This is a genomic window from Corynebacterium sp. USCH3, from assembly GCF_037619475.1.
In the GTDB taxonomy this organism is placed as follows: Bacteria; Actinomycetota; Actinomycetes; order Mycobacteriales; family Mycobacteriaceae; genus Corynebacterium.
Window position 1 is genome coordinate 102,171 of record NZ_JAQPZT010000003.1, and the last position, 12,194, is coordinate 114,364.

8 protein-coding genes are annotated in these 12,194 nt (G+C 66.0%); all 8 read left to right on the forward strand.

Annotated elements, in window-relative coordinates; all coding sequences use genetic code 11:
• The first annotated feature begins 36 nt into the window (after nt 1–36).
• The 8 genes from PQI66_RS06640 to PQI66_RS06675 all read left to right on the forward strand — a co-directional run bounded on the left by PQI66_RS06640 (nt 37) and on the right by PQI66_RS06675 (nt 12,179).
• A complete protein-coding gene (locus tag PQI66_RS06640) occupies nt 37–4,008 on the forward strand; it encodes a DNA-directed RNA polymerase subunit beta' (RefSeq protein WP_339996941.1) in 3,972 nt (1,323 codons plus the stop codon).
• 565 nt (nt 4,009–4,573) lie between these two features.
• Nucleotides 4,574–4,945: a 30S ribosomal protein S12 gene (rpsL, locus tag PQI66_RS06645; RefSeq protein ID WP_339996942.1), complete on the forward strand. Its 372-nt coding sequence runs from the start codon at nt 4,574–4,576 to the stop codon at nt 4,943–4,945.
• 3 nt (nt 4,946–4,948) lie between these two features.
• Entirely contained in the window at nt 4,949–5,419 is a 471-nt protein-coding gene (rpsG, locus tag PQI66_RS06650; protein ID WP_339996943.1) for a 30S ribosomal protein S7, read from the forward strand.
• A gap of 117 nt (nt 5,420–5,536) precedes the next feature.
• Nucleotides 5,537–7,663 (forward strand): elongation factor G, encoded by a 2,127-nt coding sequence (fusA, locus tag PQI66_RS06655; protein WP_339996944.1) that lies wholly within the window; start codon nt 5,537–5,539, stop codon nt 7,661–7,663.
• Between the two features lie 417 nt (nt 7,664–8,080).
• The gene (tuf, locus tag PQI66_RS06660) at nt 8,081–9,271 is read left to right on the forward strand and encodes an elongation factor Tu (protein WP_339996946.1); all 1,191 of its coding nucleotides are present in this window, start codon (nt 8,081–8,083) and stop codon (nt 9,269–9,271) included.
• Nucleotides 9,272–9,537: 266 nt separating this feature from the next.
• The gene (locus PQI66_RS06665; protein WP_339996948.1) at nt 9,538–10,206 is read left to right on the forward strand and encodes an isochorismatase family protein; all 669 of its coding nucleotides are present in this window, start codon (nt 9,538–9,540) and stop codon (nt 10,204–10,206) included.
• A 1-nt stretch (nt 10,207) separates the two neighbouring features.
• Nucleotides 10,208–10,975, forward strand: coding sequence for an SDR family oxidoreductase (locus tag PQI66_RS06670; RefSeq protein WP_339996949.1), 768 nt, complete (start codon nt 10,208–10,210; stop codon nt 10,973–10,975).
• On the forward strand, nt 10,953–12,179 hold the full coding sequence (locus PQI66_RS06675; protein WP_339996950.1) for an isochorismate synthase: 1,227 nt from the start codon (nt 10,953–10,955) through the stop codon (nt 12,177–12,179). The genes PQI66_RS06670 and PQI66_RS06675 overlap by 23 nt, the downstream gene beginning before the upstream one ends.
• Nucleotides 12,180–12,194: the final 15 nt, after the last annotated feature.

Consider the following 12,194-nt stretch of genomic DNA (forward strand, 5'->3'; position numbering starts at 1 on the left):
CCTCCGTATGAAGACGGAGGGGAAAGGGAGTCCCACGTGCTGGACGTCAACTTCTTTGACGAACTGCGTATCGGTCTCGCGACCGCCGACGACATCCGTCGTTGGTCCCATGGCGAGGTCAAGAAGCCGGAGACCATCAACTACCGCACCCTGAAGCCGGAGAAGGACGGTCTGTTCTGCGAGCGGATCTTCGGTCCGACCCGCGACTGGGAGTGCGCCTGCGGCAAGTACAAGCGTGTCCGCTACAAGGGCATCATCTGCGAGCGCTGCGGCGTCGAGGTGACCAAGTCGAAGGTCCGTCGTGAGCGTATGGGCCACGTCGAACTCGCCGCCCCGGTCACCCACATCTGGTACTTCAAGGGCGTGCCGTCACGCCTCGGCTACCTGCTCGACCTCGCACCGAAGGATCTCGAGAAGATCATCTACTTCGCCGCGAACATCATCACCTCCGTGGACGACGAAGGTCGCCACAACGACCAGACGACCCTCGAGGCCGAGATGCTGGTCGAGAAGAAGGAGGTCGAGAACGACCGCGACGCCGAGCTGGCGGAACGTTCGGAGAAGCTCGAGGCCGACCTGGCCGAGCTCGAGGCGTCCGGCGCCAAGGCCGACGCCAAGCGCAAGGTCCAGACCGCGGCTGAGCGGGAGATGCGCCACATCCGTGAGCGTGCCGAGCGCGAGGTCGAGCGTCTCGACGAGATCTGGAACACCTTCGTCAAGCTCGCCCCGAAGCAGATGATCGTGGACGAGGGCATCTACACCGAGCTCGTCGACCGCTACGAGGACTACTTCACCGGCGGCATGGGTGCGGAGTCGATCCAGACCCTCATCCGCTCCTTCGACCTCGAGGCCGAGGCGGAGAAGCTGCGCGAGATCATCCGCGACGGCAAGGGCCAGAAGAAGCTGCGCGCCCTCAAGCGCCTCAAGGTCGTCGCCGCGTTCCTGCGTTCCGGCAACGACCCGGCCGGCATGGTGCTCGACGCGGTGCCGGTGATCCCGCCGGAGCTGCGCCCGATGGTGCAGCTCGACGGTGGCCGTTTCGCCACCTCCGACCTCAACGACCTCTACCGTCGTGTGATCAACCGCAACAACCGTCTCAAGCGCATGCTGGACCTCGGCGCCCCCGAGATCATCGTCAACAACGAGAAGCGCATGCTGCAGGAGTCCGTCGACGCCCTCTTCGACAACGGTCGTCGTGGCCGTCCGGTCACGGGCCCCGGCAACCGCCCGCTGAAGTCGCTGTCTGACCTGCTCAAGGGCAAGCAGGGCCGCTTCCGCCAGAACCTGCTGGGTAAGCGCGTCGACTACTCCGGCCGTTCGGTGATCATCGTGGGTCCGCAGCTGAAGCTGCACCAGTGTGGTCTGCCGAAGCAGATGGCCCTGGAGCTGTTCAAGCCCTTCGTGATGAAGCGTCTGGTCGAGAAGTCCTACGCGCAGAACATCAAGTCGGCGAAGCGCATGGTCGAGCGTCAGCGTCCCGAGGTGTGGGACGTGCTCGAGGACGCCATCGCCGAGCACCCGGTGATGCTGAACCGTGCACCGACCCTGCACCGACTGGGCATCCAGGCCTTCGAGCCGGTGCTCGTCGAGGGTAAGGCCATCCAGCTGCACCCCCTGGCCTGCGAGGCCTTCAACGCCGACTTCGACGGTGACCAGATGGCAGTCCACCTGCCGCTGTCCGACGAGGCTCAGGCCGAGGCCCGCATTCTCATGCTCGCGTCGAACAACATCCTGTCCCCGGCGTCCGGTAAGCCGCTGGCCATGCCGCGTCTGGACATGGTGACCGGTCTGTACTTCCTGACGCTGCAGAAGTCCGTGGACGAGATCGGTGGTCAGGGTGCCTACACCCCGGCCGACGAGAACGGCCCGGAGCGCGGTGTCTACTCGACGCTGTCCGAGGCCATCATGGCCCGCGACCGCGGCGTCCTGGGGCTGCAGGCACCGATCAAGGTGCGCATCGACCACCTGCGTCCCCCGGAGGACGTGGAGGCCGAGCAGTTCCCCGACGGATGGCAGAAGGGCCAGGTCTGGCTCGCCGAAACCACCTTGGGGCGCGTGCTCTTCAACGAGCTGCTGCCCTGGAACTACCCCTTCGTCGACGACGTCATGGCGAAGAAGCCGCAGGCCGCGGTCATCAACGACCTCGCCGCGAAGTACCCGATGATCACGGTCGCCCAGACCGTGGACAAGCTCAAGGACGCCGGTTTCTACTGGGCGACCAGGTCCGGTGTGACCATCACCATGCACGACGTGCTGGTCCTGCCGAACAAGAAGGAGATCCTCGACCGTTACGAGGAGCGTGCCCGCGTCATCGAGAAGAAGATGGCCCGAGGCAAGATCAACGCGACGGAGCGGTACAACTCCCTGGTCGACCTGTGGAAGGAAGCCACCGACTTCGTCGGTGAGTCCGTCGAGAAGCTGTACCCGGACGACAACCCGATCCCGATGATCGTGAAGTCCGGCGCGGCCGGCAACATGCGTCAGATCTGGACGTTGGCCGGTATGAAGGGCATGGTCACGAACTCGCGTGGTGACTACATCACCCGCCCGATCAAGACCTCCTTCCGTGAGGGCCTCTCGGTGCTGGAGTACTTCAACAACTCCCACGGTTCCCGTAAGGGCCTGGCCGACACGGCGCTGCGTACCGCCGACTCGGGTTACCTGACCCGTCGTCTGGTCGATGTGGCCCAGGACGTCATCGTCCGCGAGGACGACTGTGAGACCTCGAAGGGTGTCACGATCCCGCTGGCCGAGGCCGTCCTGGACGCCGAGGGCAACGAGACCGGACGCTTCCGTCGGGCGGAGTTCGTGGAGACGGCCGCCACCGGCCGTTTCCTCGCCGCCGACGCGGTGGACGCCGCTGGCAACGTCGTCATCCCGGCCGGCCAGGACCTCGGCGACCCGGAGATCCAGACGCTCGTCGACGCCGGCGTCGCGACCCTCAAGGTCCGCTCTGTGATGACCTGTGACACGGCCACCGGTGTGTGCGCCACCTGTTACGGCCGTTCCATGGCGACCGGTAAGAAGGTCGACATCGGAGAGGCTGTCGGTATTGTCGCCGCACAGTCGATCGGTGAGCCGGGTACCCAGCTGACGATGCGTACCTTCCACCAGGGTGGTGTCGGTGGAGACATCACCGGCGGTCTGCCGCGTGTCCAGGAGCTGTTCGAGGCCCGCGTGCCCAAGGCCAAGGCTCCGATCGCCTCGGTCGACGGCAAGGTCCGCATCGAGGACGACGACAACTTCTACACGCTGACCATCATCCCGGCCGACGGCTCGGACGAGGTCGTGTACGAGAAGCTGTCGAAGCGCCAGGGCCTCGCCGTGATCAAGGTCGGCGACTTCGAACGCCAGATCAAGGAGGGCGACAGCGTCGTCCGTGGTCAGCAGCTGCTCAAGGGTTCTGCGGACCCGCACGAGGTTCTCCGCGTGATGGGTCGCCGCGGCGTCCAGCAGCACCTGATCAACGAGGTCCAGAAGGTCTACCGCGACCAGGGTGTGGCCATCCACGACAAGCACATCGAGATCATCGTGCGCCAGATGCTGCGCCGCGTCACCGTCATCGACTCCGGATCGACCGAGTACCTGCCGGGTTCCCTGGTGGACCACGCCGATGCCGTGTCCGCGTCCAAGGCTGCGGTGCAGACCGGCGGACGTCCGGTCGAGGTGCGTGCCGAGATCATGGGTATCACCAAGGCCTCGCTGGCCACCGATTCCTGGCTGTCGGCCGCCTCCTTCCAGGAGACGACCCGCGTGCTCACCGACGCTGCGATCAACAAGCGGTCGGACAAGCTGATCGGCCTCAAGGAGAACGTGATCATCGGTAAGCTGATCCCGGCCGGCACCGGTATCTCCAAGTACCGCAACATCGCGGTCGAGCCGACCGAGGAGGCACGTGCGGCCGCGTACCAGCTGCCGTCGACCTTCGGCGACGGTTTCTACGGTGACGACGCCTACGGCGAGTTCACCGGTGCCGCGGTCCCGCTGGACGACATCGACCTGAACTGATCGGTTCCGTCACCGGGTGAGGTTCCCCCGGAAGACGAGGAGGCCCGGCCCCTGCAACTCGCGGGGGTCGGGCCTCCTCGTCTTCGTCGTCGGGTGCGGACGGCGGACGCCCCAGGGGAGGGGAGGGGGCCGGGGGCGGGGACGGGGGAGGAGATGGTACACGCGACCCATACCGGGCCCCGGAGGTTGTGGGGCGAGGCCGACGTACAGGTGAACGACAGGTGCCGCGCTGGTACGGTCGTACCGCCGGCGTGGACAGTCACCCGGTTCAGCGTGGCCGGGGGCGAGGCCACGGGATTTGGTGGTATGCGGCGTGTCGGGTAGTGTCAGGCCACAGTCCCACTTATCAGGACGCGTCTGCCGGTCTTCCGGCCGATCTGAACTTCTACCCCGTAGGCCAGCGAGAGCGGCTGAGGGGTTTCGGCACGTTCAAAACAAAGACGCTCGTGAACAGCAGGGAAATGATCTCGAAGAAGGTCTCGTCCGACCACAAGGGTCTCCCCGGCAGAGCTACCGGAAGAGCCCCGGGGTCTCGGCAGGACACGAACAAGCAGAAAGTCGGTTTATGCCTACTATCCAGCAGCTGGTCCGTAAGGGCCGCCACGACAAGACTGGCAAGGTCGCCACGGCTGCCCTGAAGGGCTCGCCGCAGCGTCGTGGCGTGTGCACCCGCGTGTACACCACCACCCCCAAGAAGCCGAACTCGGCTCTCCGTAAGGTCGCCCGTGTGCGACTGACCTCCGGCATCGAGGTCTCCGCCTACATCCCCGGTGAGGGCCACAACCTCCAGGAGCACTCCATGGTGCTCGTCCGCGGTGGTCGTGTGAAGGACCTCCCCGGTGTCCGTTACAAGATCGTCCGTGGTTCCCTCGACACCCAGGGTGTCAAGGACCGCAAGCAGGCCCGTTCCCGCTACGGCGCGAAGAAGGAGAAGTAATCAATGCCGCGTAAAGGTCCCGCACCCGCACGTCCCGTCGTCAAGGATCCGGTCTACGACGACGTCATCGTCTCCCAGCTCGTGAACAAGGTTCTGCTGGACGGCAAGAAATCCACCGCCGAGCGTATCGTCTACGGTGCTCTCGAAGCCTGCCGTGACAAGACCGGAACTGACCCGGTCCTCACGCTGAAGAAGGCCCTGGACAACGTCAAGCCGGCCCTCGAGGTCCGCTCCCGCCGTGTCGGTGGCGCCACCTACCAGGTCCCGGTCGAGGTCCGTCCCGGTCGCTCCACCACCCTGGCCCTGCGCTGGCTGGTCACCTTCACGCGTCAGCGTCGTGAGAACACCATGACCGAGCGTCTCGCCAACGAGATCCTGGACGCCTCCAACGGTCTCGGTGCCTCCGTCAAGCGGCGTGAGGACACCCACAAGATGGCCGAGGCCAACCGCGCCTTCGCCCACTACCGCTGGTGACCTGAGAGGGGCCCGCCGTCACGGCGGGCCCCTCCCCGGCCGGTGTAGAACCTGCGTGGTCGCCCGGTCGATGGCACAATCATCTACGACATTCCGACTACATTGAGGGAATAGACTGTGGCACAAGAAGTGCAGAAGGACCTGAGGAAGGTCCGCAATATCGGCATCATGGCGCACATCGATGCCGGTAAGACCACGACCACCGAGCGCATCCTCTACTACACCGGCATCAACCGCAAGGTCGGCGAGACGCATGACGGTGCCTCCACCACGGACTGGATGGAGCAGGAGAAGGAGCGTGGCATCACGATCACCTCCGCCGCCGTCACCTGTTTCTGGGACGAGAACCAGGTCAACATCATCGACACCCCGGGTCACGTCGACTTCACCGTCGAGGTCGAGCGCTCCCTGCGTGTGCTCGACGGCGCCGTCGCCGTCTTCGACGGCAAGGAGGGCGTCGAGCCCCAGTCGGAGCAGGTCTGGCGTCAGGCCGACAAGTACGACGTGCCCCGCATCTGCTTCGTCAACAAGATGGACAAGCTGGGCGCCGACTTCTACTTCACCGTGCAGACCATCATCGACCGTCTCGGCGCCAAGCCGTTGGTCATGCAGCTGCCGATCGGTGCCGAGGACGACTTCGACGGTGTCGTCGACCTGCTGACCATGCAGGCGATCACCTGGCGCGGCCGCGTCGAGGTCGGCGCTGAGCCGACCTACGAGGAGATCCCCGCCGATCTCGCCGACAAGGCCGCCGAGTACCGCGAGAAGCTGCTCGAGTCCGTCGCCGAGTCCGACGAGGCTCTGATGGAGAAGTACTTCGCCGGTGAGGAGCTCTCCCTCGAGGAGATCAAGGCCGCCATCCGCAAGATGACGATCAACTCCGAGATCTACCCGGTGCTGTGTGGTACCGCCTACCACAACAAGGGCATCCAGCCGGTCCTCGACGCCGTCATCGACTACCTGCCGTCCCCGCTGGACGTCGAGAACATCCAGGGCCACAAGCCGGGCCACGACGATGTCGAGATGTCCCGCAAGCCCAGCGACGACGAGCCGTTCTCCGCCCTGGCCTTCAAGATCGCCGCTCACCCGTTCTTCGGCAAGCTCACCTTCGTGCGCGTGTACTCCGGAAACGTCGAGCCCGGCCAGCAGGTCCTCAACGCCGTCACCGGCAAGAAGGAGCGCGTCGGCAAGCTCTTCCAGATGCACGCCAACAAGGAGAACCCGGTCGACAAGGCTCACGCGGGCAACATCTACGCGATGATCGGTCTCAAGGAGACCACGACCGGTGACACCCTGTGTGACATCAACGACCCGATCCTGCTGGAGTCCATGGACTTCCCGGAGCCGGTCATCAAGGTCTCGATCGAGCCGAAGACCAAGTCCGACCAGGAGAAGCTGGGCGTCGCCATCCAGCGGCTCACGGAAGAGGACCCGACCTTCACCGTCAACCTCGACGACGAGACCGGCCAGACCATCATCGGTGGTATGGGCGAGCTGCACCTCGACGTCTTCGTCGACCGTATGAAGCGCGAGTTCAAGGTCGAGGCCAACGTCGGCGCCCCGCAGGTCGCGTACCGCGAGACCATCCGTAAGGCTGTCGAGAAGGTCGAGTTCACCCACAAGAAGCAGACCGGTGGTTCCGGCCAGTTCGCCAAGGTGATCATGGCGTTCGAGCCCTACAACCCCGAGGCTGACGAGCTGGAGGAGGGCGAGGACGCGAGCTACAAGTTCGTCAACGCCGTCACCGGTGGTCGTATCCCGAAGGAGTACATCCCGTCGGTCGACGCGGGTGTCCGGGACGCGATGCAGTACGGCTTCCTCGCCGGCTTCCCGCTGGTCGACATCAAGGCCACCCTGATCGACGGTCAGTACCACGACGTCGACTCCTCGGAGATGGCGTTCAAGATCGCCGGCTCCCAGGCCCTGAAGGAAGGCGTCGCCAAGGCGAAGCCGGTCCTCCTCGAGCCGCTGATGGCCGTCGAGGTCACCACCCCCGAAGAGTTCATGGGTGAGGTCATCGGCGACATCAACTCCCGTCGTGGTCAGGTCTCCGCCATGGAAGACCGCTCCGGCGCGAAGGTCGTCAAGGGCAAGGTCCCGCTGTCCGAGATGTTCGGCTACGTCGGCGACCTGCGGTCCAAGACCCAGGGTCGTGCGAACTACACCATGATCTTCGACTCCTACGGTGAGGTTCCCTCCTCCGTGGCCACCGAGATCATCGCGGAGCGCACGGGCAACGCCTAGCCACCTCCCGTCGCCGTCGGGAACTCCGTCGACGACGACCTCGCCTCCCCGGGTCGGGTTCGAGACCTCCGGTTCAGCCGGTGTGTCACGGCCCCGCCGCGGGAGGGTAGGGGTCAGCACCCGGTATCCTCACAACCTGCCGTCACCACGCAGTTTTCCCTGCGGCGCAGGTTGCAGTAGGATGCAGAGTGCTGGCCGTTACCCAGCACCTGCGTGTAGGCAGGAAGCCCTTTCAGTCCCGCTGTTTCCGGTGCGGGGATGTCACGGCCGCCAACGCGCTGTACGATGCTGTAATCGGCACAAGAAAAGATTCCGGTGTTCCGGCCGCTGCGATCAGCGGCGGACCCGGTACCGGAAAAATACAACCCACGTGGCTGCGAAAGTCGTAGTCACCGAAGAGTCCAGGAGGACATCACAGTGGCGAAGGCTAAGTTCGAGCGTACTAAGCCGCACGTTAACATCGGCACCATCGGTCACGTCGACCACGGCAAGACCACGACGACTGCCGCCATCACGAAGGTTCTGGCTGACACCTACCCGGAGCTCAACCAGGCCTTCGCGTTCGACGCGATCGACAAGGCGCCGGAGGAGCGCGAGCGTGGTATCACGATCAACATCTCCCACGTCGAGTACCAGACCGAGAAGCGCCACTACGCCCACGTGGACGCCCCGGGTCACGCCGACTACATCAAGAACATGATCACCGGTGCCGCTCAGATGGACGGTGCGATCCTCGTCGTCGCCGCCACTGACGGCCCGATGCCGCAGACCCGCGAGCACGTCCTCCTGGCCCGCCAGGTCGGCGTCCCCTACATCCTCGTCGCCCTGAACAAGTGCGACATGGTCGACGATGAGGATCTCATCGAGCTCGTCGAGATGGAGGTCCGTGAGCTCCTGGGTGAGCAGGACTACGACGAAGAGGCCCCGATCGTCCAGATCTCCGCTCTGAAGGCACTCGAGGGTGACCCGAAGTGGACCCAGGCCATCGTCGACCTCATGCAGGCCTGCGACGACTCCATCCCGGATCCGGAGCGCGAGACCGACAAGCCGTTCCTCATGCCCGTCGAGGACATCTTCACGATCACCGGTCGCGGCACCGTCGTTACCGGCCGTGTCGAGCGCGGTCAGCTGAACCTGAACGACGAGATCGAGATCATCGGCATCCGCGAGAAGTCCACCAAGACCACGGTGACCTCCATCGAGATGTTCAACAAGCTGCTGGATTCCGCAGAGGCCGGCGACAACGCCGCACTGCTGCTCCGCGGTCTGAAGCGCGAGGACGTCGAGCGCGGCCAGGTCATCGCCAAGCCGGGCGCCTACACCCCGCACACCGAGTTCGAGGGCTCCGTCTACATCCTGTCCAAGGATGAGGGCGGCCGCCACACCCCGTTCTTCGACAACTACCGCCCGCAGTTCTACTTCCGCACCACCGACGTCACCGGCGTCGTGAAGCTGCCGGAGGGCACCGAGATGGTCATGCCCGGCGACAACGTCGACATGAGCGTCACCCTGATCCAGCCGGTCGCCATGGACGAGGGCCTGCGGTTCGCCATCCGTGAGGGTGGCCGCACCGTCGGCGCCGGCCGTGTCACCAAGATCACCAAGTAGGTTGATCTGATCTGACAGGGTCCGTCCGCGCGCTACGACGCGCAGGATGAACTGAGACCGCCCCCACCCGTGGAACACGGGTGGGGGCGGTCGTCTGTGTTCGTCCGGGCGGTGTGTCACGGGGAAGTGTGACGGCGGGGCATAACGTCGGCGTTGTGAAAAATCCCATAGATAGGTCTGCCATACGCCAAGACAGGGTAGGGTACGCTACGGTCGTTGTCCCCGACGGCGACTTGCCCTCACACATCTCCCTCAAGGAGGACGTCGTGCTCCCCACCATTGCACCGTACCCGCTCCCGGGCGCAGGCTCCCTGCCCCGTAACCGCGCCGACTGGGCGTTGGACGCCCCTCACGCAGCTCTCCTCATCCACGACATGCAGGAGTATTTCATCGACGCCTTCGGCCCGGGGTCGCCGATGGTGGCCGCGGTCATCGACAACATCCGTGCCGTCCGCGCTGCCGCGGACGCCGCCGGTGTGCCGGTCTACTACACTGCCCAGCCCCCGAACCAGGATCCGTCCGACCGCGGGCTGCTGGGCGACTTCTGGGGCCCCGGACTGACGGATGACGGCCGCGAAGCGGTCGTCGGTGAGCTGGCCCCGCGGCACGGTGACACTGTCCTGACAAAGTGGCGCTACGACGCCTTCTCGCGGTCGGACTTCGAGTCGCAGTTGGCCGCCGACGGCCGTGACCAGCTCATCATCGTCGGTGTGTACGCGCACATCGGCTGCCTGGCGACGGCGACCTCGGCGTTCATGCGCGACATCAAGCCCTTTCTCGTCGCCGACGCGTTGGCCGACTTCTCGGAGGCGGACCACCGCGGGGCGCTGAACTACGCTGCGGCACGGTGCGCACAGGTCACTGACACCGCAGGTGTCGTCGCGGGCCTGACGGCCGACGTCCGGGCCACCGGTACGGTCGTGGCGGGTGCCTGACATGCCTTCTGCCCCCGCTTCCGCGGCACCTCACGCCTTCGTCACCGGTGCGGCAGGTGGTATCGGCTCCGCCGTGGTCGACCTGCTGTGCGCACAGGGCTACAGCGTCACCGCGGCAGACATCAGCTACCCGACCGGTCTTCTCCCCGCCGAAAAGACGTCCCCCGGGCGTCTGTACCGGGTCGGGCTCGATGTGTCGGACTCGGCCAGTGTCGAGGAGGTCGTCCGCGAGGCCTGGGACCGGGTCGGTCCGGTCGACTGCCTGGTGAACGGCGCCGGGGTCATCGCGACCGGTCCCGGCGCAGAGACATCGGACGGTGACTGGGATCGCCAGTTCGCCGTCAACGCGTTCGGGGTGTTCGCACTCTGCCGGGCGCTCGGGCCCAGGATGGCGGCCCGGGGTGGTGGCTCGATCGTCACCGTCGCTTCCAACGCGGGCACGGTGCCCCGCTCGTCGATGGCGGCCTACGCTGCGTCGAAGGCGGCCGCCAGCAGCGTGACAAGGTCGTTCGGCCTGGAACTGGGGCCGTCCAACGTCCGGTGTAACGTAGTCTGCCCCGGCACCACACGGACCCCGATGATCGACGGTCTCGGCACGGAAGAGTCTCTGGTCGCCGGCCAACCGGAGATCTACAAGTCGGGTATCCCGTTGGGACGCATCGCGGATCCGGTCGACATCGCGTCGGTCGTCGTCTTTCTCGCCAGTGACGGGGCCCGTCACATGACCCTCCAGGAGGTGACCGTCGATGGTGGTGCCAGCCAGCGCTGACCTGAACACCGACAGTACGGTGTTCGAGTTCTCCACCCCCGAGTACCGTCTGTCCGCCCGGGGTGTGAAGCAGGCGGTCGACCCGTCGTCCTGGGACGGCGCGGGCGTCGCCGAGGCTGTCGAGTCGCTTCTCGTCCACGCCGGGAATGACGGTCCCGTGGTGGGCTGCATCCCCTTCGACACAGGCCGGCCCGCCGTCCTGTACGTCCCGGAGGAGGTGTCCTGGCGTCAGGGTTCGGCCCTCGTCGATGCTCCCGTCGGGACGGCCGCAGAGACCGCGGCCGAGGCACCGCAGCACGCCGTCGGTGATGAACTGCGGGTGCCGGACTCGCCGTCCTACCGCCGGGCGGTCGCCCGCGCCGTCGACCGCATCGGTGCCGGGGAACTGGAGAAGGTCGTCCTTGCCCGGACGATGTCCCTCGAGGCCGACGGCGGTTTCGACGTCGACCGGATAGCCGCCGACCTCGGTACGGCCAACCCGCACGCCTACATCTACCGTGCAGACCTCACGGCCGCGGAGCCCGCGGGTAGGGACGGCGGTCTCCGCGGTGAGGCCCACCCGATTCTCGTCGGTGCGAGTCCGGAGCTCGTCCTCCGCAGCCGACGTGGTGCCGTCACCAGTGCCCCGTTGGCCGGTTCGATTCCGCGTGACCGCGGGAATCCCGCGCGTGACCGCGAGCTGACCCGGGGTCTGTTGGCCTCCCCGAAGGACCGCGCCGAGCACGGCCTCGTCGTCCGGCAGGTCGGCGACGTCTTCCGGGACCATGCGGACAATGTGGTGGTCCCGGAGACCCCGAGCGTGATCTCCACACCGGTGATCCTCCACCTGGGCAGCAGGATCACCGGTCGGTTGCCCGGTACGGGGTCACCGGGCGCAGTGATGCGGATGCTGTACGATCTCCACCCCACGCCCGCGGTCTGCGGCTGGCCGACGGCGTCGGCACGAGGCGTGATCGACGAACTCGAGGACTTTGACCGTGGCATGTACTCCGGTCTGGTCGGCTGGGTCGACGCGGACGGGAACGCGGAGTGGGCCCTGACCCTACGTGGAGGGGTGGTCACCGGCAGTCGGGCGCAGCTCTTCGCCGGTGCCGGGATCGTCGAGGGCTCGGTGCCGGAGGATGAGCACCGGGAGACCGCCACCAAGTTCGCGACGTTCGCGCGTGTGTTGCAGGACCAGCAGCGTCGTTCGGTGTCCGTGTAGGAGGGATGCCGGCCC

Coding starts and splice junctions, on each gene's coding strand:
- rpsL (WP_339996942.1), top strand. CDS start 4,574: ATGCCTACTATCCAGCAGCTGGTCCGTAAGGGCCGCCACGACAAGACT.
- rpsG (WP_339996943.1), top strand. CDS start 4,949: ATGCCGCGTAAAGGTCCCGCACCCGCACGTCCCGTCGTCAAGGATCCG.
- PQI66_RS06670 (WP_339996949.1), top strand. CDS start 10,208: ATGCCTTCTGCCCCCGCTTCCGCGGCACCTCACGCCTTCGTCACCGGT.
- PQI66_RS06675 (WP_339996950.1), top strand. CDS start 10,953: ATGGTGGTGCCAGCCAGCGCTGACCTGAACACCGACAGTACGGTGTTC.